The following is a 23,535-nucleotide window of genomic DNA, read 5'->3' as shown; positions in this document are numbered from 1 at the left end:
AATAGTTATTCAGGCTTACTTATCCAACATGGCCTTAATCAGGTTATCCATATCCGCCGTCATCATAGAATTTGCACGCATCAGAATTTTACCGTCTTTTCCGATCAGAATCTTCGTCGGATAGCTGGTGATTTCATACGCCTTGACAATATCCACCCCACCTTTCATTTCATCATTCAAGACGTGTATCCAGTTTGCTTCGTCTTTCTTTATCGCTTCCTGCCAGGTAGTTTTACGTTCCGTCATTGTTCTGTTCCCATGCACCCCTTCGTTAGCCACCGCAATAATTTCCAGCCCTTTATTTTTATATTCGTTGTAAACTTCTTTTAAATGAGGGTGAGATTGTCTGCAGGCACCGCACCAGCTACCCCAGAAGTCCAGCATCACTAATTTTCCTTTATAGTCACTCAGCTTAATGGTTTTACCATCCTGGGTAGTACGGGTAAAATTTACTGCCTGCTTACCAATGGGAGATGATTTCTTCCACGCTTCCAGTCTGTCGTGGATACGTTGGCCTACATAAGTTTTCTTGAGGTCATCATTCAGCCCCTTGTAAGCTGCATCATAGGTCACCACGGTATACATGTCGTTGTTTTCATCCAACATATATAAGCTGAGATAAGAGTCAGGATGTGCTTTTACAAAGTCTACCTTCAGCAGCAATTTTTGCTTATAAACCGCTGCGGGCCTGGTGGTAACAAATTTAACAAATGCTGCACTATCCTTCACCATATCCAATGACCGCAGTTGGGTCATCATAGCTATTTCTCCTATATCTTTTCTCAAAATAGCATTCATGGCATTGAAATCAGGCAGTACCTGGCTTTCCTTTACGTTATCTTTCGTCAGTGCAGCCATCACCTCATCCAGTTTCAGGTCAAATAAACAGCTGTCGGGAATGTCTTGTTTGGTCTGTTGCTGACAAAATCCCGTCAGGGGAAGCAGGAGCATGCTCCATAGAAAGATTTTTTTCATATCCATTGGTTGATACTATATAGGCATCGCAAGTGGCAAAAAGGGTGAATGCAAAGGGAAATAATTCCTGAAGCAGCCATCCTGGCCACTTGCGCTGGCCCGATTTACCAGCAACCTCCCCGAATGATGTCGCAAAGCACCCCGGAATTGTCGTTTATGGGGCGGCTGACTGTTACCTCATCCGGGTACCTTTGTTGGGTAGTCGCGCATCAAAAAGCAAGGCGCAACCTGATATTTTTAAAATTATAAAGTTTATACGATGAAAGTTATTGTTTACCTCGCCACTTCGGCCAACGGCATGATCAGTAATAACAGGAATGTACCAGATTGGCTATCGCCGGAATACGGCCAGGGATTTATGACCATAAGTCAGCGTACCCAAGCCGTGATCATGGGAAAAACCACTTATCACATCCTGGCGCCCGATTATCTGCCCTTAAAAGAAACCGGTTCACTGGTGGTACTTACCCATAATACAGAAGAGGTTCCTTCTCAAACCAATGTGCGGTTCACGGATGATAACCCGGAAAAAATTGTTGCTCAACTAACCGCGGAAGGGTACAAGGAAGCAGTCATCATCGGCGGACGGCAAGCTGTTAGTGCATTCATATCTGCGGGGCTGGTAGATGAAATCATACTCGTCGTAGAACCCGTACTGTTCGGCAAGGGATTATCCCTGGTAGAAGACGCCGGATTTGAAATACCCTTATCCCTGGTAGCGGTACAACCATTAAATGGCCACACGGTACAACTACATTATGCCGTGAAACGTAAATAAAAAGTAACAGTCCCCTGACCAGCTATACAGGCCTGTCATAGCGGGAGCTGTTATTTTTACCGGGTGATTTATCTGTTATAAAACGGGCACCTTTTCAGCATATAAAACAAGGCATCTTTATAAGAATTCTCTTCTGAAAGTAAAGCGGTACGATGATTATCGAATACTTTCTCATTTTGTTGGTTGTAAATAAGGATAGACACCTCATTCTGATAGCTTTTTTCCACAACAGTATGAGATGCTTTATTTTGCCGGGCCCTGTCATCGTCTACCTTGGTAGTTTTGGTTTCAGCGCTTGAAACACTCTCCTTGGTACTGCGTGATAAGCCCCCCTGCACAATAAACCCGGTACCCAATATTTTACATAGCTCATCGAAAGTATATGCCTTGATACTGTTTTCATCAATGCCTCTCCGTATCAACAAGGCGTTGGTAGTTTGCGGATCCTGGAATTTATACAGTCCGTTGCGTTTGCTGAGGTAAGAATAAGTGTCATCCTGCAACTTTTCTTTGGTGGCATTAATTTGTTCCAACGGCTCTCCCACACTGCGGTATTTAAAGGGTAATACGGCGATCAGGTTATGTACTACCGGGGGGTAATTATCAGCAGCGGCAGCCGATGATGCAGGGTTTGTAACGATTTCCGTTCTTCCGCTGGCGAATGTGATTTGCTGTATCTCATTCTTCTTTAAAGTATATTCCAGGCTTTCCCCACTATGCACAAAAGAAACGGCATCAGCTCCCACGGCAGTTATTTTACCGTGTTTTACCTCGCCGGTCAACATCATTACGGTATCTTCTTTTACTGCAATATTTTTTGCCGGCGCACTTTTTTGTGCCATTAAAGGAGAATAATTACTAAAGAGCAGGCATAACATACCGCCTAACAGCATCCAGTGCTTTTTCATGTAAGCTTGATATTTGTGGTTATAACTAGTAACGTCCGTCAGGGTAACTTACCCCCACGTTTCCCCTCAAAGAATTAATACTTGAAAAGTTTAGGCTTAAAAAACACGCTATCAGGCAGCATTATCGGGTAAATTTATGGATAGCTCCCGGATTAAGTCATAACTTCCGCTACAAAAAAGAAAGCATGCGGATGCTACTGTATTACTCCAGGGAGCTATTCAAATTCAACTTCATTTTTTCACTCGTTATGGGCCTCGCCGGCATCGCCATAACACGTGGCGATCATTTGACACAATATTTCCTGAAATTTTTTGTCTTTACATATTTCACCGGTGGATTTTTCTTAGCGGTTTTCTTTTTTAACCTCCGGTTTCCACAGCAATACTATAGCTATTATAACAAAGGGTTTTCTAAAACAACATTGAATATCCTGGCCTATATACTTAATGCTCCGCTGTTAACCCTTATATTTCTTTTCTAAAAAACCGGATGTGAAAAGTACGCTTGAAGTAGAAAGCATTATCAAATATGTAAAGAATCGTCAGATCATTTCAGATTGCTACCTTAAATGTGAAACTGGTGACATTGTAGGGCTATTAGGCAGAAATGGTGCCGGCAAGTCGCTGTTATTAAAAATCATATTTGGTATTGAACCTGCTTATAATAAATTCGTACGGATAAATAATATCCCGTATGAACATCCTTACAAAAAAAAGCAGCTCATCGCTTATTTACCCCAGCATCCTTTTCTTCCTAAAAACATTACCGTTGCGCAGATAATAAAAATATTCACCGGTCAAACACCTGACCGGATACCTGTAATGCAACAGGATATTATTCAAAAGAATCTTTCCCGGAAGGTTGGGAATTTGTCGGGCGGAGAGTTAAAATTTTTAGAGATACTATTAATTTTTTCCCTGGAGACAAAATTCGTGCTGTTAGACGAACCCTTCACCGGGATTGAACCACTGCTGGTAAAAAGTATGATGGAGGTGATCCGCCACCAAAGTGTTACACAGGGTATAGTGATCACCGATCATAAATATGAACTTATTCTACAACTGGGAACGAAAAATATGTTGCTGGCGAACGGCGTCTGCCGGCAAATTACTTCTCCGGAAGAGCTAAAATTTTGGCAATTTCTTCCGGCAAATCTTTAACGGGTATTTCAATATTATATTCCTTAATAAGCCCCGCTCCATACCGGATCAGCATTTCAACAACCGGCAGCGCCTTCCTGCCTTTTTCTGTGATACTATATTCTACCCGGGGTGGGATCTCTGCATAGGCCGTTCTTAAAATCAACCCTACGGCTTCCAGTTCCTTCAGTTGTGAAGTCAGCATCTTATCCGTGATGTGGGGAATATCTTTCTTTAATTCACCATATCGCAGTACCTGGTCTTTCAATCGCCAGAGAATAGGCATTTTCCAGGTGCCTCCAATATGCGAAAGCGCCAGTTCTATCGGGTTATAATATAGCTTTCCGTCATAGGTAAATTCAGGCATATCTCCTCCAATTTTATTTCTTTCAAAAAAGTAAGTATCGCACTAAAGTGTATGTAAAATAAAACAATGTGAATAACTGTCAAATTTGCGGAAAATATTTAACACACCTCATCATGGAAAAATTAAACATCCCCGCATTAAGACAGGAACTGGAAGCATATGCCATACAACATGCCCTGAAACCGATACCAGCTATTGAGAGGATGACCGATCAACAAATCAACGACACGCTGCGCATACGTATCTACCGGAACAACACTGCCGAAAAAAAACTGCCCGCTTTAATTTTTCTGCATGGAGGCGGTTGGGTCAGGGGTAGCATCGCTTCACACGACTACCTGTGCCGGCACCTGGCACAAGAGGGCGCATTTACCGTTATTTCCGTTGATTACAGACTGGCCCCTGAATACACCTACCCCGCGCCGGTGGAAGATGGATTGTTGGTGCTTGATTGGATACACAAACATGCCAACGAAATACAGGTTGACACCCATCGTTTGGCAATTGGCGGCGACAGCGCCGGCGGCAATATTGCCATTGCCCTGACGCAGCAAGCAATCACACAAACCATGGCTATACGTGCATTGGTAGTGGCTTATCCCCCTGTTAGCTATTATTTCGACACGATGTCTTATCAAAAGTACGCCACCGGTTATGGATTAACCGCCTCCTTAATGAAAGCCTGCTGGGAGGCCTATGTAGGCGCTGAAAACAGGCTCCCGCCATTGGCCTCCGTCGTTTCTAACAACTTCACGGCATTCCCTCCTACCCTGATCATAGGTACGGATGAAGACGTGTTGCATGATGATGGAAAACAGTTACTGGAAAAACTAACTACGCATGGTGTGGATGTACGGTATTCCTTTTACGCTGGTACAAGACATGCCTTTCTGTTGCGGCTCGCCGTCGAAGAAAAAAGCAGGATGTCAAAAGACGAAATAGTACATTTTCTGAAGATGAAATTATAACCGATATTACAGGGCTACATCACCAGGAGAAGATGATAGGAAGAAATCTTCTCCCGGTGATTATCACTCTAAAAAAGTTAACATATGCCTCATTTCGTTGTTGAATGCTCCGCTAATGTTTTAGCACAACAATCCGCTGATGTCATCATGAATACTATACATGATACGGCTGCCGATACCGGATTATTTGCTGAAAACGATATTAAAGTACGCATCATCCCGTTTGAATATTATAAACTGGGAGCAGACAAAGACAGCTTCCTGCATATCTTCGCGTATATCATGCAGGGCCGCAGCACGGCACAAAGAGCCGACCTTGCGAAAGCAATAATAGAAAAAATAACGCCACTGCTACCAGGCGTTTCTTTCCTATCTATCAACATCAGCGAGTTTGAAGCCGACACCTACTGTAATAAGTCGCTCATTCATCCACTCAACACCACCAGGAACCGTCATTTCTGATGCCGCTTACCTGTAGTAACGGGATGCTTTCAGAAACTCCGCTACCACTGTTGGGTCGCCATAATTTAAGCGAATGATATCTTTTATCGCCTGCGATTTATTTTTGGCATAATGGTAATAAGATTTACAGATGGTATATCCCATAAAATAGCCCAGGTCGCCCATTGTTTTGGTAGTAGATCCGTTATATAACCAGTTGCTCATGTCTTCCCCCATCATTTCTTTCTTGAATTGTTCTTTCAGTTCCGGTTCATGTTGCTGTCCGTATGCAATATAAGCATTGGTCAGTGGTGCGCCGAGAACCTGTTCCGCCACAAAATCACAGGCGCCTTCATAGAGCGACTGCGCCAATAGTGTTTTAGCATGTCCGTTTTGTTGGGTATGCACATATTCGTGGATAACCACCGGAACAATATTATCGGAAGTTCTAGTGCTGAAGAAGTTCGCCAGCCTTTTGTCGGGAAACTCAGATATATCTGTATGGATATTTCCGGTGGCTATTTCTGACCCTATCAGCATGAGGGAGTCCTTAACGGTACCGGCTGCACGTACTGCGGTGATCGTAAAGAAGATCTTTCCTTCCCGGTGTTCCGGGTAGAGGGCATTAAATTTCTGCAAATTGGCTTCAATAGCGGGGAGCTGTCCTTTTATACTCAGGGTACTGCTCCTGGCAGAAGCCCAGAACTTAGGATATTTGTTGATGGCGCCGACTAATTTTGCAGCATTGAAGTTGCGGAGTACCATGAAATGCTTCAATCCTTCGGTGCCCTTATCGATGTACAACGACTGCATCATAGCCACCCGTTGGGCACTATCTTTTACCGTTTGAATACTGTCGAATGCGGCCCAGAAATGATCTATGTCGCTGGTAAAAATGTTGGCAGCATTTTGTCCACGGCCAGTCATCGTACTGGCAAGGGAACAAATGAATACAATAAAGAAAACAGATTTTTTTTGGTTGAAAAACATGAAGATAGATTTTGATAGTTGTAACCACTCCCTGGCATAGGGGAATAAAGATGCAAAGTAAAATAAAATCGTGCAGAAAATTTATTTCGTGGAAGTAGATTTTTAAAAAAACAGTCAGGCGGTTTCCTAAAAGTAAGGCCGCCTCCATAGAGACGGCCTCCAGTATATAGGTCCTCAATTCAGCTCATTACTTACGGGAGTACATCCGGTAAAAACTCACGCCGCTTGTATAATCATTCATTGACCTGGTATACAACACGCTGCCCTGCTTATCTACCCCTATCAACCAGATATATTCAGGAAACAATACATTTCTGGCTGGTCCTGTTAGTTGCGTTTGTGTACTATTGGAACTCACTAATCCAATTTCTGTCCCGGCATAGCAATAGATCGTTTTATTGGGTAAGTTAATTGCCCCTATGGAAGCATTTTGCTGTTGCAATAGTTCTCCGTTGGCCGTGTACAGAAAATTGCTCAAATAATTGGTATTGCCCAGGAAAAAAACGGGAGAGAATTCCTTTTCATGATACCCGTTAACGGAAGAAGTATCATAAGAAAAGAAACTATACGTGGGTTGATAAAACCCCGTACTATACTGCGATTCACCCTGCTCCAGGTCAAAAGAACCAAAGCTATAGGCGATATTGAAACTCACTTGGTTATTACAGAAAAATGTTTTCCCATCCGGACTAATCACATAGTCAAAAGTCATTTGTATGGGCGTTCCCGGAATAGCATATAAAGAAGGGCCGGCCCACACGTCATTTTGAGTGAACAGTGATTTCACGGCGCCACCGGGGTCCAGCCTGCAAATATTATTATACAAAGCAGGATCTGACTCCGGGTTAGTCGGCCACAAACCATTTATATACCATTGCGAATTAATATGGTCGGTGCGTGCCGGCGAATAGCTGTTAAGAAAATATACCATTCCATTGGCATCGGCCTTTAACCTCGATGCTACAATCTTCAGGCTTCCGATTGCTCCTTCAAATGGCCCGACTTTTTCATTCTGGGACGCGGCTTCTTTAGTGACCAAAGTACGATTAATAGTGGTCACCTGCCGGGTAGCCAGGTTCATATTGCATAACCGGAAAATATACGAGGTAGCTTCCTCCGGAATGCCTTCCGTTACTTCTACAGAAAAAGTAAGTCTGCTACCATCATAGCTTACCACATTACCTGCTATTGATTTAATAGTGAATGTGCTTCCATTCTCTGTAAATTGATCATTGGCTTTCAACAGCTTTGTAATCTTTCCTTCATGAACCGCATTAATAACGGAATAATTACCAAAATAAACATCTCCTTCTGCCGTAACACTACAATTAGTCACCATCGGTAAAGAATGCTGCTGATAAAATGCCAAATCATCGGGCTTCCAGTTAGCCAACTGCGCTACATACAAGGTAGTATCCGTTTGTTGCATACTTCCGGAAAATTGCCGGATAGAAATGTCCGGGGCCCGAAGGGTTTTCCCGTTACCAGTAATACTTAATGAGATATGACTTCCTAACCCCATTTCTTTAGTGATCACAAAACGAATCACGTCCAAGTATTCTGTTTGTTGGGTATAGCTGTTAATTCCATTCGACAGTTTGTATTTCTCCAATGGCTGTATCGTTTGATTCCCCAGGCGGATCAGTGAACCAGGTTTGTCGACAAAAAATCTGCCTACCAGTGTCATCGTATCCCCCAACAGATAGGAGCGCGAAAAGCCCGCATAGCTGCCTTTTCCTATAGTCTCTAAATTTATGTACCCGGTAACCAGGTAAGGCGTATCATTTACCTCCTGTGCATACTCATTTGTTTTCTTACAGGAAAAAAATGAGATCAGCAGCAGCATGAAACAGATAGGACGATGAAGAATTTTATATTTGATTAACATCTTGTCAATTTTAAAATAAGTAATGTAGCGACCTTATTTCACCTGTGTCAATGCCACTTTCAGGCTGGCGTCGAAACTGAGAAACTGGTTGGTGACCGGATCCATAAATGACTGCGCATGCTCATATCCTTTCAGCACAATATTATACGCGCCCCCCGGTATCGTTAGCAGCGTAGTACTGAGTATGGATTGTTCTGGTGTTTCAGGATGATAAACACGGATTCGCAGTGTATCCGATCCCTTTATGGGCATAGGCAGGAAAGTGGTAACCTCTCCGTAGTCTATAGTAGTGGGGAAATTTGTCACCTTATGCCCGTTCACGGTAAAATATATCTTTCCCAAATCAGGACTCAGGTGTATGAGACGCAGACCAATGGCATCAGGGGAGATGTTCGCTTCGTCAGATAATTTCCAGGTACGGAATTTCCCCAGGCTATCTGCAAAATAGATAGTAGTGGATTGATCGTGACGGGTTATCAATGTATCCTTTACTAATACCCGGTGTCCGCTGGTATCCATCAGGAGCAACTGATGCGAGCCTTCGAAGACGCGCATGTAATCCAACCATGGCTGCGGGTGATTCGTATAATAAGACACATTAGGATACTGACTGGCATACACGCCTGTTTGAAAACGGGGAGTAGTAACTACTCCCACCGTATCCTTCGTATCAAGGAACAGGTAACCAGGACGATAATTCCGTTGCAATTGCAGCCGCACATATTCGGACGCATTGTAAAATCCAATCTTTGCATCTACCGGTGGCAAATCATCCTTCCGGCTGCAGGCAGACAATAACAGCAAACCTGCTATCGCGCCCATTCTTATTGAAGTATAAATGATATTCATAAGTTGATTTTTTTTAGCACCATTAAAATGCATAGGTCAACGCCAGCAGGAAGTATCGACCCGGCTTATAGCTGCTGTAAGTATTATCTCCCTTGTAATAAATTGCTCCAGTCATACTCGTTGCCAGACGTTCTTTATTGTAATGCTGGTTGTAGTCGTAATCTTCCACAATACGTGTTTCCTGGTCGAGCAGGTTTTGAATGCTGAATTTCACCTTGAGTGATTTAACGATGCGTTGCGTTATAGACAGGTCGAGCAAATGCATAGGCAGTTGTACCAGGTCAGGACGGGTGCTGATAAAATTGAGCGTATCCTGTTTACTATCCATCACATCTTTTAATGCGGCTGATTTGGTATAAATCACCGGGCCGCTGACGTTATAGGTCAACCCTATTTTGGTTCCGGTAGCAGGATGTTCATAGAAAAGTCCGGCATTCAATACATAGGGGGCTTGTCCCTGTAACGGTCTTCCGGAAACAATTAAGGTATCCAGTACCCCACGGGGCGTGTAGTGCTGGTAAACATACCGTCGGGTGCTACTCTTCACCAGGGTACCGTTTAATACAATACTTAATCTTTTAGCGAAGGAGCCTCCCAGGAAGGCCAGGCTTTTCTTTACTTCTGCCTCTACGCCATATACAATACCACTTTTCGCATTCGCGAAATTGATCCTGGTAAATCCTAAACCATCTGCATAGCCGTTTTTCTCGGCACGCATGCGTTCTATAGGGTTCGTCAATTGCTTATAAAAAACGCCCAGGTTAAAGGTTTCCTGTTGCTCTGCATTGCGTGGATAGTATTCCAGCCGCAGATCATAGTTATCTATAGTAGCTGTCACCAGTTTCTCATTACCGGTAATCTGCTCGTTGTTAACAAAGTCATAGTCATTGTAAGGCGTCAGCTCCCTGAACTCTGGCCTGTTTACAGAACGCCCCCATCCTGTGCGAATAACTACTGTATTAAAAGGACGATAGCTGAAATTCAGGGAAGGCAATACGGAAGTATTAGGATGATCCACAAACACCGTATTGACACCTCCCATATCTGAACCCGTGGCGCCTGCCAGTTTCTGACGGTCGTACTCCACTCGTACGCCTCCATTCAGCGTGAGCTTCTCATCGACCGTTTTCCACTCCATCATGCCATAGAAGGCATTATTTTGTTCGCTGGCGACATATTTGTCCACCGGACTGGTAGCATCATATACCTGTAATCCACTCTTGTTTTCGGGAAAATATTTGGTGCTCCATACCTGGTCCAGGTCCTGCAAACGGAAATTGATCAGTGCCGGATTACTAAAGCCATATCCCTGCAACCAGCCACCAGAAGCGCCTTCATTACCTGGCATACTTGTCTCTTCCGGCGCCAGCCCTCCCCTGTTCACCCGGAAAAAGCGACGACCTAACTCCCGCAGTTTGTACGACTGGAAAGTTCCTGCCCGGAAAAGCCATTGTGGAGATGCGTGAAAAGTATAATCTATCGAACCATTGTATATCCGTTCTGTGTTTTTTACAAACAACCTGGAAATCATTCCCATAAAAGCATCTTTATCACCCAGATTAGATCCCATAGCGCTATAAGCCAGGACTGGCGCCTCAACAGGGAACCCACGTAAAGAAGTTCCAAAGCGGCTGATACGCTGGTCCGGCACATTCTGTTGATTATAGGTGTATCCCAGGTTCCAATCCACCTGGTGTTTATAATGGCTTCCCAGTTGATGCTGCCCTCCGAGGTTACCAGAGTACAAGGTTCGTTGCTGGAAAGACAACACGATACTTCTTAACCGGTTTAAAGCATAGTGAGAGGAGTCTTCCGATGGTCGTGCATTGGGCTGTTGATCATTGATAGCCGTATACCTGCGTCCATCATTCACAAAGAAATTCTTGAACTGTATGGTATTATGGGGATTCAGTTTCAAGGTCAGATTTTCCAATATGTTGATTTTCCCTATTTCCGTACTTTGCCTGGATATCCCTCTCTGGTTGTTACCATCCAGGTTCCAATCTACAATACCCCGGCCCGCCACATCGGTATTACCAGTTTGACGATACACCTCATAACTGGTTGTTTCTTTCGTATAAGTAACAGAACTCAGGTTATATAACCAGGCCTTCCCGATATGAAATGCATCATAATAATTGAAGAACAATTGCATATCCGGTGTAGTAGATACTTTCTGCGTATTCAATGTAGAAGAAAAGGATTGCAGCAAACTGGCCTGGGACATATTCACCGCGCTTTTATCAGACTGTGCATAATTGGGTGCCAGGGACGGCAGCTTACGGGTGCCATCTTCTATTCCCAGCCAATCCAGTTTGCCTCCCTTATAGCTATCGATATTCGTCATGGTGGCACCCGGGCGATGTCCGAACTGTATGCCTATATCCATGTGCTTCACCGGCACCGCATTTTTAGTAAATACTTTCACAGCGGCGCCTACAAACTCTCCATTGAGATCAGGGCGGGGTGATTTATATACTAATATTTTATCGATGATACTACTCGGCAACAGGTCGTACGCAAAAGCCTTGCTATAGGTTTCTGTAGCCGGTGCCAGGTTATCATTCAGGTAAGTAAGATTGTAGCGCTCGTTCATACCACGCACCACAATAAAACGATTATCTACTACCGATACGCCGGATATACGTTTTACCACTTCGGCAGCGTTACGGTCGGTGGTGCGGGCAATCATTTCATTGGAGATACCGGATACAACGCCGGTGGCGCCGCGTATTTCCGTGAGCAGTTCCTTTTCTGTAGAATGCGTCACCGCCTTCACTTTTCGGGGGCCCGACTGTATCACTACTTCATCCAGGTTTTTACCCGCCTGCATTTTTATATCGGTCACGGTTTCACGGTCATCCTGTACCCTCAGGCCTGGAATTGTTTTCTTCTGGTAACCGGTATAAGTAATGATCAGCGAATAAGTACCTGATGGTATCTTTTTAAACTGATAAAAACCTTTTTCGTCAGATAGGACCGTTTGCCCTACTTCCGGGATACTGATAGTTGCTCCCGGCATGGGCTGTGTGGTTTCAAAATCTACAATGCGGCCTTTCGCACTACCATTGCCTGCGGGTTTTGCCTGCTGAGGCCCCTTAACGGTAACGGCTATATTATTACTCAGCAGGGTATATTCGAGCCCGGCTTTTCCCTGCAGGGCGATGAGGGCTTTACCCAATGGAAGCTGCTTCCATTGGATGTCGTGTACTGTGATGGCAGACAACCGGGGTTTATCATAGGAAAAAATAAAGTGGGTTTGTTTTTGTAAACTCACCATCACATCGGCTACGGTGATGTTTTGGGCCTGCAAGGTAACATTGCCGGTAAGGTGGGATACCTGGGCAAAGCCTGCGGCTGTTGACAGGCATAGCAATACCAGCAGCACCAGGTGCTGACAGATGGAGCGGCTTCGCCTCCACCTGGATAAGACTTTAGTCATGTATATGTTGTTTGAATCTTTAGCGCTTACGCAATGGTATGCCTGGGATATCAGGCATGTATAATGATCTCCCGATCAGGTCCTGTTTTATAAGATAATTGATAAATGAACAGTAGATGATGCAACGCCTGTTGCCAGGTCTGATCCCGCCGATAAGTAGCGGTTACTGTTTTTTGTTGCAGTAAAGCGGGAGCTGCTTTGATACGGATACCATAATAGGCAGCCAGTTTGGGCAATGCTTCCGACAACGGCAACTGATTAAATACCAGGTTGCCGCTTACCCATCCGGCTACATCTGCCACGCCTGTTTTACTCACCGGGATGGGACCGTCCCCGTGTCCTGCCTTTACCATTTCTCCGGGTTGCAGCGTTACCGCAGTGGTATCATGCAGCGAGGCTTCATCGCTATGACGCTGTACCTTCACACTGCCTTTCACCAGGCTCACATACACCGCATTTTGTCCGGGGGTATTGTCGATATTAAAGGTGGTACCCAACACCAGCGTTTGTACGTTGCCGGCAGTCACCCGAAAAGGATTTGTTTCATTGTGTGTTACGTCAAAATATCCTTCTCCCTGTAAACGTACTTCCCGGCTATTATTGTAGTCTTTACGAATATAGAGTACCGCTTTTTTATTGAGCCAGACCCGGGTTTGATCCGGCAGCGTCAACATTTTTACGCCCGCAGAGGTATTGGCAATACTATCCCAGTAAACGGGGGTAGACGTTAATGTTGCCAGCATGCGTTGTTCCCATGGTTTCCAGATCAACAGGCCGGAAATACCCGCCAACAGTACCGAAGCCGCCGCCCAGCGGAGCGTATACCGCCGAATAGCATACATCCGGCGACCACCGGTTATCGTTTCCTGTAACCGCATATGCAGGCGCTCTGCCATGGCTGCCGGCATGGTGTCCTTCTCCCCATCCGTTGGCGCCGCCCGTATCAGGGCTGCCAGCTCTTCCTGGCCGGCCTGTTGCAACCAGGCGTCCAGGGCCTCCAACTCTTCGCGGGAAGCAGTGCCGTCAAGATATTTCTTCCAGGTAGATACCGGTAACTTCATCTGCTGATCATTTATTTTTCATTTACCGGATAACAGGATCCGGTACTTTACAATAAACTGTCGGTAGAAATCATTTTCCGCCAATCACCAATATGAACTTATTGTTAACAGGATACAGATGTGAAAAGGAAAGCGATAGTTTTGTTGCCGCAACCACCCTATCAATGTCTAAACACGAAGAAGCTGCATTCTTACAGATATTTGAAAGCACCCGGGATGGCCTGTACCGGATTTTCCGGAAGCAGGTGCCGGATGAATTTCAGGTGGAAGACCTGATACAGGAATGTTATCTGGAATTATGGAAGAAATGGACAACTATAGAAGATCCCACCAATTATGTGTTTGGTATCGCCTATAATATGCTAAAAGTGTATCACCGGAAAAAAATTCGTGTATCCATTACCGTTGCATCACTGCCGGAAGATGCAGAAAACAACCCAGATCAGTTGGATCCCGAACAACAATACCAGCTGAAAGAAACCCAACACCGGATACAACAGGGAATGATGCAGCTGTCACCAGAAAAAAGAGCCGCATTCCATCTCATTAAAGAAGAAGAAAAATCGTACCTGGAAGCAGCACAATTATTAAATGTCCCCGTAAGCACGCTAGAGAAGCGCGTTTCAGGCAGTTTGAAGGCCCTGCGTAAAATTCTTACGTTCTTTTGTTGACAAGCGAACTAAAACAACCTCGCCTCTTCCATCACCTGCCAGCTGCCTTCTGCTATTTCCGTATCCAGTTCAGCAAAGTCCCATCCACAGTAACCGATAAACAAACGGATATCCTGCTCCGACAAAGTGCCATTATTGATATGCTTTACAGCGGCTTTGAAATCGCCACCCAGGTAAATGTTTGCAGTAATCAACACACCGCCCGTGATTAATTCAGGCCGGCGATGTACAAAGTAAAGATGCTCCTGGTCTACCGGGCCACCTTCGTACAACGGGAAAGGGCGGCTGTTGCTGAATTCCTGCAGCTCATTAAATTTACGGGGAAACAACTTATTGGTAACAAAACCCATCGCTCCTTTCTCATTATATTCAGTAATAAATATTACCACCTTTTCGAAAACGGTGTCATCCAGCAATGGTGTGCTGCCAATATATATGCCTGCATTTATCATCTGAAATATCTGATACTTTTAAAGCCCTAATGTACGCATCAAAATCGGGATGCAAAAATACAAAAGGGCCACGAAACGGTTGTTCCGTGGCCCTTCGCTGATTACCTTTTAATTAGTGTTTCTTTTTCGGTTTGGGAATCAATTGAAAATTTCCTTTTTCATTCCATGCATCCGGCATATAAATACCATTCACTTTTTTGTCCGTGGTTTCTGTCAGCTCCGCATCAAAAGCAATCTTCCCTTTCCTGATCTCATAAAACCGGGAGGGGACATAATAAATGGTGTCTGCTGACGGATTTGGTGGTGCCTGTTCGCTACCTCCAAACTCCAGGTTGCCATCCCGGTCGTAGTCTTTCACATCAGAGCTGATAGCTGTCAACACAGAATCTGCCAGGGAGTGGTCGATCCGGAAAACATACAGCTTATTCTTTTTAGGGCTACCATTCACTTCCAGGAAAAGAAATACAGAGGAACCATCTTCTATCAGGCGGTTACGCTTGCTGGGATAATTGATAATGTCTTCATGGAATACAAAAGCTTTATTTCCGTTCACAAAAATATTGCCTTTGTATACCGTAATGAGTTGTCGCTGGCTGCTGGTAAAATGTAATTCATTGGCTTTCTTCTGCGCCATCACCGGCAGGCAAAAGCAACATAACAGGCATAGTTTGAATAGATGGTGTATCATAGTTTTTAAAATAAGGCCTTAATTTAGTTAATTCCTCCGGATATCGCGGTAAGAAACAAAAAGTAAATAACTTGTGATGGATTTATTTACAGCAGGATGATGGAATTCGTATACACATACATGGATACGCCGGTAGGCAAACTCACTTTGATTGGAAGCGACAAAGGGCTGGCCGCCATCCTTTGGGAAAATGACCGTCCCGGGCGGGTTCGTGCAACACCGGATATCAAAGTAACGGATCACCCGGTACTGGTAGAAACAACACAACAATTACACGAATATTTTGAGGGAAAACGCAGATCGTTTTCAATACCCCTCGACCTGCTGGGCACCTCCTTTCAAAAAGAAGTATGGGCGCTGCTGGCGACCATCCCCTATGGCGAAACCCGCAGTTATTTACAGATCGCGGAACAATTGAATAACCCAAAAGCCGTACGGGCAGTAGGCGCTGCCAACGGCAGAAACCCGGTGTCTATTATACTTCCCTGCCATCGGGTTATTGCTACGTCTGGTGCGCTCACCGGTTTTGCCGGCGGGTTACCGGCAAAGGCCACGCTGCTATCACTGGAAGGCGCTAAAGGGAATACTTCACAAATGGAAATCAGTTGGTAACACTAGTTTCCAAACTCAGCAACAACGGACGCTTTATATTGACCGGTACCTATGATTTCCCGGAGCAGGGCGCTGTCTTGCTGATAGGTTAACAATTTACCCTCACAGGTATACAGATGACAGGCAAAGCAGGACAGGAAATTAGCCTGTACATTCACATAGTCCTGACCGTTATGGGTAATTACCTTTACATCTCCCGCTTGTTTAATACGGAGAAAGCTATCCACGGTATGTCTCAACCAGGGAATATTGTTAACCGGATCCGTAATACCACAAACTTTTTCCGTATTCCCTTTGTGTTTATCTTTTTTACACGCCAATGCAGACAAGGCTATAGCAATGCAACAGTACAGCAACTTCATAGGTCGTATTTTTTTGTGGAACGCTCCGGGGAGAAAGAATGTTACATAGGTAGATAACAACTTCCGGGAAACCTTTCTTTACCGGAACTCAGCCCGTTTTCACCGACTTACCAGGTGGACTTACCTGTTTCAGATTGAAGTTCCTTCCATGCCGTACTAGCTTTGACGGTATGAAAACAAAACATATCCTCATATCCGGCGCCAGCATTGCCGGCCCCGCTTTAGCCTACTGGCTGCATCGTTATGGTTTCCAGGTAACCATTGTAGAACGCGCCCCCCATATCCGCCCCGGTGGCTATGCTATAGACTTTCGCGGTGCTGCTATGCAGGTATTAGACCAAATGAATTTACTGGATAACATACGCCAGTTCGAAACCCGCTCTGGCAGAATCACCATTGTCAATAAACAAAACAAGGAAGTAGCGCGTATGCCGGATGGCTTCACCAGCGGAGAGCTGGAAATCCTGCGGGGTGACCTCGCCAACGTTTTTTATGAAGCCACCCGGCACAACGTGGAATATATTTTTGATGATTCCATCACAGCCATAGCAGAAGATGCGGCCGGTACCACCGTTACCTTTCTCAGCGGCGCTACCCGCCGTTTTGATATGGTAGTAGGCGCCGACGGACTTCATTCAAAAGTCCGCTCCCTTACTTTCGGCGACGAATCCAGGTTTCTGCACCACCTGGGCATTTACCTGGCCGTATTTACCGTCCCTAACTTCCTGCAACTAAAAGATATGGCGGGCGTATTTTATAGCTCACTGGGCAAGCGCGTAGGCGTTTTCAGCGCCCGGGAAGACCGGGAAGCCAGGGCCAGTTTTTATTTTGCAGCACCCACCCTCCACTACGACTACCGCGATACCCAGGCCCAGCAACAGATGGTCCGCGACCGCTTTGCGAATGATGAATGGGTGGTGCCACAATTATTACAATACATGGACCAGGCCACCGACTTCTATTTCGATGCCGCCAGCCAGATTAAAATGGATTGCTGGTCTTCCGGACGTGTTACCTTACTCGGCGATGCTGCCGGCTGCGCCTCTCCTATGTCTGGCATGGGTACCAGCATGGCCGTTGTAGGCGCTTATATCTTAGCCGGAGAACTCAAAGCCGCCGATGGCGAACATACCATTGCCTTTGCCCGCTACGAAGCGCAAATGCGCGATTTTGTCGCTGCCTGTCAAAAGCTCGCCGATGGCGTAGAATGGTTTGTACCCACTACCCCCTTTAAACGCTGGATGAGCGAAAAAATATGGAAGATCCTGCCCTATACCCCCTGGAAAAATATGATGATAGAAATGCCGAAGAAAGTGGCGAATTCTATTGAGTTGAAAAAGTATTGAAGTAGCTGTTAGCTGTTAGCTTTTAGCTTTTAGCAAAATGCAGCGGAGACATAAGCGCAAGTGATTATTATACTTTGCTTATGTCTCCGCTGCATTTTGCTAACAGCTAATAGCTAATGGCTAACAACGGTATCCAACCAATCCTTCAGCTGCTGTTCTTCTTCCATTGTTAATTTTATCTCGCGGCCTTTGGGCATCCGTCTTTTTACAAACACCTGCTTATAAATTTTCGGGGCCAGGCTTTCCATATTATCGGCCGTAAATACTTTTCCCGGGTTATTGGTCCGGTGACACACATTACATTTTTGTGTCAGCACAGATAAAGCGGTTTGCTGCAGCCGGGTAATGTTACCCGGTACCAGGGGGCCGGTGGCGGCCCGGTTTGTTTGAAAAGGATAGCCGGCTAATACTACCAGCAGTAGCATGGTTACAATGGAGCAGGTTTTCATTTGGATTTGTTTGAAAGAATGCAGGCAATAATTACAAATACCAGGGAGATAGTACCGCAAATGGCTCTTACCAGGTTAAGGTTGTTCCAGGGGCCTTCAAAGCGGAGACGTTGTGCCGCCAGTTCAGCAGCGGAAGCACCCTGAATATTAAACACATCCAATGCGTCATTCATCGGTACATTACCTACCATGGTCACACCAAATACGCCGATGGCATAAAACAAGGTGGCAAACAACAGGCAAAGAAAAGTACCATTGAGCGGCTGCTGGTAATACAGGTAAGTACATACCGGTAATAATATCAGCGTACCCATAAAGAGGCTCAGGAAAAATCCGTTCAGGATAGCACGGTTCATCACCTGCATGGCAGACAGGTAAGCCGCATCCGGGAGACGGGCAATACCTATCGTTACAGAACAGGACCAGGCGTAGAAAAGACCCGCCATCAGGGCGGTAGAAGTAGCTGTGATGATCAGCATTAAAGTTGAAAACTTAAACATATCGGTGATGTATTTATTTCTTGGTGCAAATTACTAAGGGCACGCATCGCAAAATAGAACAAAACCGACAACGCAAAAATCACGTTTTAAGGGGTATTTTTTAATAACTGATCCAGCTCGGCCTCTGTTATCTTCACCACGGTACCATGGCGAAGGCCTGCCGGCATGGACAATTTATCAGACACATCTTCCCAGTGAACCAGGTCCGTAGAGGTTACAGCACCATAGCTGTGCTGCATATATTTATCGAAATACACGATCCAGCCATCGCCCACTTTCAACGTGGTAGGGCCCTCCGCCCAATAATTACCGGTAATCGGCGCAGATGGCTTCCCGTAACCGCCTGTTAATTTCTTACTCCCGGCTATACGAATATTCTTCTGCGGAGGGGTTCTCGTTTCATCTTTCAGGAACAGGAGATACCGCCCATGATCCCATACAATGGTGCCATCAATCACATTAAAGCCGGGATCATACAATAATTTAGCCGGGCTGAATTGCTTAAAATCTCTGGTGGTAACATAATACAAACGGTGATTATACTTATCATCCCCATTGTGTTCACCCGCCGTAAACCTGCCTGGTATCGTGGTGGCCCAGTAAATCATATAGGTTTTATGCCGCGCATCGTAGGTGATTTCCGGTGCCCAGCAATTTAAAGCACCTGGTTCCTGCTTCATCACAGGGATACCTTTTTGTTCGGACCAGTGCAGCAAGTCCGGGGACGATGCATAGCCGATCCCTTTCTCTTTCCAGCTAACCGTCCACACCATATGAAACAGGCTGTCGGCACCCCGGATAATACAGGGATCCCGCATCAGTTTATCATCACCCACGGTAGGCTGCAGCACTGAGCGGCCCTGGTTCAGTTCTTTCCAGGTATATCCATCACGGCTATACGCCAGGTGCAAACCATCCTGCCCATTGTCTTTAAAATAGGAAAATATATACGCCGGTTGTTGGGCGGCAGCAGTTTTCGCCAGTCCGCACCACAGCATAAAAAGAAGAATTTTTCTCATCACCGTATTTTAGAAGGGATAAAATACGGCGAATTATGCGGGAATAAAAGCATGTATTTTAAGAAACCATATCTACTAATCCATCTTCCTGTAATTTCTTAAACGCCATCAATACCCCTGCTACCTGGTGCGCTTCTTTTAAATATTCCGCCAGGTCGAAATAGCGGATAGCGCCTATTTCGGCAGAAGGTCGGGGCGTTTGTTGCAGCTCATGCAGGAAACAATCCTGTCGCATCTCCAGCTGATGTTCTCCAAAAGCAGGCGCCGTAATATGATAATACCAACGAAGGCTGTCCGCCGGTAAATCCAGGTTCAGCTCTTCCCGGATTTCCCGCTGTAAGCCTGCCAACGGGGTTTCGCCGGCATCGGTTTTTCCTCCCGGCAAATACCAGGCGCCTTTATTTTTACTAAATGCCAGTAATAATTTACGGTCTTTTACTACAATCAGGCCGGCACAATTGATATAGTTCATGCCACAAAAATAATAAAGCCAGCCCACTCCCAGGGGGCAAAAATTCATCCGATTATCCTATATTCACTGGTATATCTAACGATTATTATGAATAAAAGCCGCCTTGAAGCCTTTAGCGATGGGGTCATCGCCATTATCATCACCATCATGGTGCTGGAAATTAAAACCCCTCATGGCGCGGAGTGGAGCGACCTGCTGCCACTGTATCCCACCGTGCTCAGTTATATTATCAGCTTTATTTACGTAGGCATTTATTGGTGTAACCATCACCACCTGCTGCATACCGTGAAAAAAGTGGGACCTGGCATCATGTGGTCCAACATGCATTTATTGTTCTGGCTGTCTCTCATCCCCTTTGCTACCGCCTGGATGGGCGAAAACCACTTTGCCCCGCATACCCTCATCTTATATGCATTGCTATTGATGATGTGTGGCGTGGCATTTACCATATTGCAACAAGTCATTGTAAAGTGCCACCCATCGTATGAGCCGGCCATGGTAGAAGTTTTGCAGCGGCAACGCAAAAAAGCCCTCCTGTCTGTGGGGTTGTACATACTGGCTATCCCTATGGCTTTTTACAGCGCTGTCTTATCAGGCTCCCTGTTTATCATTGTGGCTATTATCTGGTTAATACCCGATCAGAATATTGCCCGGGCGCTGGAAGCAGAGGGCGATTAAACGGTTCCAGGCAAGATATTTCACATGAAAGTAACAACCGGTACTATTCCAAATAGCCAGGCCACAACAATTGTTGTGGCCTGGCTATTTTACTTATTTCTTCATCTGGAAAGCAAGTAGCCGAAGTCCGTTAAACACTACCAGCAAGGTAGATCCTTCGTGGGCAATAACGGCCACCCCAATAGTAGCAACGCCCAGGATAGTGAGTGGAATCAGTACTGCCACCATGCCTAAACTCATCCACAAATTCTGGCGGATAATCCCTTTCGACTTTCTACTCAACGCAATGGCGAAAGGCAGGTTATCCAGGTTATCAGCCATCAGCGCGATATCGGCAGTTTCCAGTGCCACTGCGGATCCGGCGGCGCCCATGGCAATACCCACGGTACTTTTTGCCATCGCCGGCGCATCGTTTACACCATCGCCAATCATGGCCACCTGGCCTTCTTCCTGGCTTAATTTTTCTATGGCAGCTACTTTTTGCGCTGGCAGCAAACTTCCCCAGGCATCGGTAATACCAATTTTTTTGGCTACGGCGGCGGCTACACGTTGATTGTCGCCAGTGAGCATCACCATCTTTTTAATCCCGATTTCTTTCAGTAATGCCAATGCAGACACGGCTTCTTTCCGGGGCACATCCATCAGGGCTATTAACCCGATGACAACACCATCCACCTGTACCACCATGGTAGTATTTCCTTCCTGTTCCAGCTGATCCACCTTGGAAGATACTTCCGCAGGTATTTGCTGGCCGAGATGTTCAAATAAACCGAGGTTGCCTATCACCACTTCTTTCCCCTGGTATCCTGCTTTGATACCCCGTCCGGAAACAGCGGTGAGTCCCTCTGCGGTGGCAACGTCTTTTTTCAGTCGTTCGAGGCCACCTTTTACAACGGCAGCTGCCAACGGGTGGTCACTTAACTTCTCTACCGCTACGGCGATTTCCAGCACCTGTTCCTCTGTTGTGTTGTTAAACGCTACCACATTAGTCAACTGTGGTTTGCCTTCGGTTAAGGTGCCCGTTTTATCGAATGCCAGGGCATTTAAACTACCCAACTGCTCTAATGGTCCGCCACCTTTAATCAATACCCCACTGCGGGCGGCGCGGGCGATACCACTTAGTACCGCGCTGGGCGTAGAAATAGCTAAAGCACAGGGGCTTGCCGCCACTAACACGGAAATAGCCCGGTAAAAGCTCTGGCTGAAGGTTTCATCAATTACCAGGAAGGCAAAAAGTAAGAGTACCACCAGTCCTAATACCAACGGCACAAAGTATTTTTCAAATTTGTCGGTAAACAGTTGTGTGGGCGATTTCTGTGCTTCGGTTTCGTTAACCAGCCTGATTAACCGCGCCAAAGTGGAATCTGCCGCTACGCTGGTGACTTTTACTTCCAGCACCTGGCTACCATTGATGGTGCCGGCATATACTTTATGTTCAGCGCTCACATTTTTATCTGCCTGTTGCGGGTCTGGTACCGGGGTTTTATCTACCGGGATACTTTCTCCTGTAATAGGCGCCTGATTTACGCTGCTGCTGCCTTTGATAACAATACCATCGGCAGATATTTTACTGTTGGGCTTTACAATGATAATATCATTGGCCAGTAGTTCTTCTATGACTACTTCCCGCTCCTCACCATTACGTCTTACGATGGCTGTTTTAGGTGCTAGTTCCGCCAGGGCGGCAATAGATTTCCGCGCCTTATTCATGGCGTAATGTTCCAGTGCATGGCCCAGGCTAAACAGGAACAATAACAATGCTCCCTCTGCCCAGTCGCCCAGGATAGCCGCCCCGATGGCCGCTACCAACATGAGAAAATCTATTTCAAATTTTCCTTTGGCAATAGATTCCACCGCTTCTTTGGTGGTATAAAATCCACCAAAAAAGTAGGCGCCGATATATAACGACAAACTCAGCCAGGCCGGTAAAGCAGGCATATAAGAGATGAGAAAGCCTATGCCCAGCAAGGCACCACAGATAAGGCTAAAAACCACTTCCGTATTTTTCCCGAAAATACCGCCATGTTCATGACTATGGTCATGTTCATTATTGTGGTCATGGTCTTTTTTACAAGCCGCCGCTGGTGTTGTTTCCGGTGGAGCTACCGTTTGCGTGCTATTGTTATCATCGGACTTCATCATGATATGCTTTTTAACTATAAAAATCATTTGCTCCGATGCCCTCCGGCATCAAAGCATTATAACAGTAACGACTACACTAAGTTAACAGAGGAATTGCCTCACAGCAAAGGGTAAACAAGCATTTACAGGTACGCTGTGGCGTGCTCATCTTGCAATATTATAAAGGTAAAACTTCATACAGATCTTTTCAGAAAAAAGATTGCAACTCCGTTGTATATCAAGAGCAGAAAGCAGAAAGCAAAAAGCTATTGAAGCGATTGATCATAGCGAATTTGTAATTTAATACTCGCCTTTATCATTCGCTTCAATAGCTTTTTGCTTTCTGCTTTTTGCTTTC

Annotated in this window: 25 protein-coding genes; 9 read left to right on the top strand and 16 right to left on the bottom strand. The window is 45.5% G+C overall.

Translation table 11 applies throughout. The features are described from left to right. Nucleotides 1–15: 15 nt before the first annotated feature. Complete coding sequence (locus tag AC5ZC7_RS08685; protein ID WP_496162762.1) at nucleotides 16–975, bottom strand: redoxin domain-containing protein; 960 nt, start codon at nucleotides 973–975, stop codon at nucleotides 16–18. Nucleotides 976–1,234: 259 nt separating this feature from the next. Between AC5ZC7_RS08685 and AC5ZC7_RS08680 the strand changes: the two genes are divergently transcribed. Further along, on the top strand, nucleotides 1,235–1,753 hold the full coding sequence (locus tag AC5ZC7_RS08680) for a dihydrofolate reductase (protein WP_496162761.1): 519 nt from the start codon (nucleotides 1,235–1,237) through the stop codon (nucleotides 1,751–1,753). A 68-nt stretch (nucleotides 1,754–1,821) separates the two neighbouring features. Here the strand turns inward: AC5ZC7_RS08680 and AC5ZC7_RS08675 are convergent, their stop codons facing one another. Further along, complete coding sequence (locus AC5ZC7_RS08675; protein WP_496162760.1) at nucleotides 1,822–2,661, bottom strand: hypothetical protein; 840 nt, start codon at nucleotides 2,659–2,661, stop codon at nucleotides 1,822–1,824. A gap of 185 nt (nucleotides 2,662–2,846) precedes the next feature. Between AC5ZC7_RS08675 and AC5ZC7_RS08670 the strand changes: the two genes are divergently transcribed. Together AC5ZC7_RS08670 and AC5ZC7_RS08665 are read left to right on the top strand one after the other, a co-directional pair. Next, nucleotides 2,847–3,143, top strand: coding sequence for a hypothetical protein (locus tag AC5ZC7_RS08670; protein ID WP_496162759.1), 297 nt, complete (start codon nucleotides 2,847–2,849; stop codon nucleotides 3,141–3,143). A gap of 10 nt (nucleotides 3,144–3,153) precedes the next feature. Continuing rightward, entirely contained in the window at nucleotides 3,154–3,822 is a 669-nt protein-coding gene (locus tag AC5ZC7_RS08665; RefSeq protein ID WP_496162758.1) for an ATP-binding cassette domain-containing protein, read from the top strand. Here the strand turns inward: AC5ZC7_RS08665 and AC5ZC7_RS08660 are convergent. After that, nucleotides 3,770–4,168 (bottom strand): winged helix-turn-helix transcriptional regulator, encoded by a 399-nt coding sequence (locus AC5ZC7_RS08660; RefSeq protein ID WP_496162757.1) that lies wholly within the window; start codon nucleotides 4,166–4,168, stop codon nucleotides 3,770–3,772. The genes AC5ZC7_RS08665 and AC5ZC7_RS08660 overlap by 53 nt on opposite strands. Nucleotides 4,169–4,281: 113 nt before the next feature. On the opposite strand from AC5ZC7_RS08660, the gene AC5ZC7_RS08655 reads away from it, so the two are divergent. Both AC5ZC7_RS08655 and AC5ZC7_RS08650 read left to right on the top strand, forming a co-directional pair. Further along, the gene (locus AC5ZC7_RS08655; protein WP_496162756.1) at nucleotides 4,282–5,136 is read left to right on the top strand and encodes an alpha/beta hydrolase fold domain-containing protein; all 855 of its coding nucleotides are present in this window, start codon (nucleotides 4,282–4,284) and stop codon (nucleotides 5,134–5,136) included. Nucleotides 5,137–5,283: 147 nt separating this feature from the next. Then, the gene (locus tag AC5ZC7_RS08650) at nucleotides 5,284–5,598 is read left to right on the top strand and encodes a 5-carboxymethyl-2-hydroxymuconate Delta-isomerase (protein ID WP_511911452.1); all 315 of its coding nucleotides are present in this window, start codon (nucleotides 5,284–5,286) and stop codon (nucleotides 5,596–5,598) included. A 6-nt stretch (nucleotides 5,599–5,604) separates the two neighbouring features. Here the strand turns inward: AC5ZC7_RS08650 and AC5ZC7_RS08645 are convergent, their stop codons facing one another. From AC5ZC7_RS08645 to AC5ZC7_RS08625, 5 genes are all read right to left on the bottom strand, one after another. After that, nucleotides 5,605–6,567: a gliding motility protein GldB-related protein gene (locus AC5ZC7_RS08645; protein ID WP_496162754.1), complete on the bottom strand. Its 963-nt coding sequence runs from the start codon at nucleotides 6,565–6,567 to the stop codon at nucleotides 5,605–5,607. Nucleotides 6,568–6,754: 187 nt separating this feature from the next. Then, complete coding sequence (locus tag AC5ZC7_RS08640) at nucleotides 6,755–8,455, bottom strand: hypothetical protein (RefSeq protein ID WP_496162753.1); 1,701 nt, start codon at nucleotides 8,453–8,455, stop codon at nucleotides 6,755–6,757. 33 nt (nucleotides 8,456–8,488) lie between these two features. After that, complete coding sequence (locus AC5ZC7_RS08635; RefSeq protein ID WP_496162752.1) at nucleotides 8,489–9,304, bottom strand: hypothetical protein; 816 nt, start codon at nucleotides 9,302–9,304, stop codon at nucleotides 8,489–8,491. Between the two features lie 22 nt (nucleotides 9,305–9,326). Beyond that, nucleotides 9,327–12,746 carry a TonB-dependent receptor domain-containing protein gene (locus AC5ZC7_RS08630; RefSeq protein ID WP_496162751.1) on the bottom strand — a complete coding sequence of 1,140 codons (3,420 nt, stop codon included), beginning with the start codon at nucleotides 12,744–12,746 and terminating at the stop codon, nucleotides 9,327–9,329. Between the two features lie 50 nt (nucleotides 12,747–12,796). Then, nucleotides 12,797–13,807: a FecR domain-containing protein gene (locus tag AC5ZC7_RS08625; RefSeq protein ID WP_496162750.1), complete on the bottom strand. Its 1,011-nt coding sequence runs from the start codon at nucleotides 13,805–13,807 to the stop codon at nucleotides 12,797–12,799. A gap of 164 nt (nucleotides 13,808–13,971) precedes the next feature. Here AC5ZC7_RS08625 and AC5ZC7_RS08620 point away from each other — a divergent pair, with 164 nt between their 5' ends. Continuing rightward, nucleotides 13,972–14,478, top strand: a complete 507-nt coding sequence (locus AC5ZC7_RS08620) for a sigma-70 family RNA polymerase sigma factor (RefSeq protein ID WP_496162749.1) — start codon at nucleotides 13,972–13,974, stop codon at nucleotides 14,476–14,478. Between the two features lie 8 nt (nucleotides 14,479–14,486). Here AC5ZC7_RS08620 and AC5ZC7_RS08615 read toward each other — a convergent pair whose 3' ends face one another. Together AC5ZC7_RS08615 and AC5ZC7_RS08610 are read right to left on the bottom strand one after the other, a co-directional pair. Further along, nucleotides 14,487–14,930, bottom strand: coding sequence for a YqgE/AlgH family protein (locus tag AC5ZC7_RS08615; RefSeq protein ID WP_496162748.1), 444 nt, complete (start codon nucleotides 14,928–14,930; stop codon nucleotides 14,487–14,489). A 112-nt stretch (nucleotides 14,931–15,042) separates the two neighbouring features. Beyond that, entirely contained in the window at nucleotides 15,043–15,618 is a 576-nt protein-coding gene (locus AC5ZC7_RS08610; RefSeq protein ID WP_496162747.1) for a hypothetical protein, read from the bottom strand. Between the two features lie 96 nt (nucleotides 15,619–15,714). Between AC5ZC7_RS08610 and AC5ZC7_RS08605 the strand changes: the two genes are divergently transcribed. Next, nucleotides 15,715–16,230, top strand: a complete 516-nt coding sequence (locus AC5ZC7_RS08605) for a methylated-DNA--[protein]-cysteine S-methyltransferase (RefSeq protein ID WP_496162746.1) — start codon at nucleotides 15,715–15,717, stop codon at nucleotides 16,228–16,230. A gap of 2 nt (nucleotides 16,231–16,232) precedes the next feature. Here the strand turns inward: AC5ZC7_RS08605 and AC5ZC7_RS08600 are convergent, their stop codons facing one another. Then, entirely contained in the window at nucleotides 16,233–16,592 is a 360-nt protein-coding gene (locus tag AC5ZC7_RS08600; protein WP_496162745.1) for a hypothetical protein, read from the bottom strand. Between the two features lie 170 nt (nucleotides 16,593–16,762). On the opposite strand from AC5ZC7_RS08600, the gene AC5ZC7_RS08595 reads away from it, so the two are divergent. Then, nucleotides 16,763–17,938, top strand: a complete 1,176-nt coding sequence (locus AC5ZC7_RS08595) for an FAD-dependent monooxygenase (protein WP_496162744.1) — start codon at nucleotides 16,763–16,765, stop codon at nucleotides 17,936–17,938. A gap of 113 nt (nucleotides 17,939–18,051) precedes the next feature. On the opposite strand, the gene AC5ZC7_RS08590 is transcribed toward AC5ZC7_RS08595, so the two are convergent. The 4 genes from AC5ZC7_RS08590 to AC5ZC7_RS08575 all read right to left on the bottom strand — a co-directional run bounded on the left by AC5ZC7_RS08590 (nucleotide 18,052) and on the right by AC5ZC7_RS08575 (nucleotide 20,378). Next, nucleotides 18,052–18,387, bottom strand: a complete 336-nt coding sequence (locus AC5ZC7_RS08590) for a hypothetical protein (RefSeq protein ID WP_496162743.1) — start codon at nucleotides 18,385–18,387, stop codon at nucleotides 18,052–18,054. Further along, nucleotides 18,384–18,887 (bottom strand): anthrone oxygenase family protein, encoded by a 504-nt coding sequence (locus AC5ZC7_RS08585; protein ID WP_496162742.1) that lies wholly within the window; start codon nucleotides 18,885–18,887, stop codon nucleotides 18,384–18,386. The genes AC5ZC7_RS08590 and AC5ZC7_RS08585 overlap by 4 nt, the downstream gene beginning before the upstream one ends. An 86-nt stretch (nucleotides 18,888–18,973) precedes the next feature. Beyond that, complete coding sequence (locus AC5ZC7_RS08580; RefSeq protein WP_496162741.1) at nucleotides 18,974–19,906, bottom strand: family 43 glycosylhydrolase; 933 nt, start codon at nucleotides 19,904–19,906, stop codon at nucleotides 18,974–18,976. Between the two features lie 58 nt (nucleotides 19,907–19,964). Continuing rightward, on the bottom strand, nucleotides 19,965–20,378 hold the full coding sequence (locus tag AC5ZC7_RS08575) for an NUDIX domain-containing protein (protein ID WP_496162740.1): 414 nt from the start codon (nucleotides 20,376–20,378) through the stop codon (nucleotides 19,965–19,967). An 87-nt stretch (nucleotides 20,379–20,465) separates the two neighbouring features. Between AC5ZC7_RS08575 and AC5ZC7_RS08570 the strand changes: the two genes are divergently transcribed. Next, complete coding sequence (locus tag AC5ZC7_RS08570; RefSeq protein ID WP_496162739.1) at nucleotides 20,466–21,056, top strand: TMEM175 family protein; 591 nt, start codon at nucleotides 20,466–20,468, stop codon at nucleotides 21,054–21,056. Between the two features lie 93 nt (nucleotides 21,057–21,149). Here AC5ZC7_RS08570 and AC5ZC7_RS08565 read toward each other — a convergent pair whose 3' ends face one another. After that, complete coding sequence (locus AC5ZC7_RS08565) at nucleotides 21,150–23,198, bottom strand: heavy metal translocating P-type ATPase (protein WP_496162738.1); 2,049 nt, start codon at nucleotides 23,196–23,198, stop codon at nucleotides 21,150–21,152. Nucleotides 23,199–23,535 lie beyond the last annotated feature (337 nt).

The organism is Chitinophaga sp. 9-1-y, assembly GCF_059511905.2.
The sequence above is the reverse complement of the archived record's forward strand: the minus strand, read 5'-3'. Positions and strand labels throughout refer to the sequence as shown.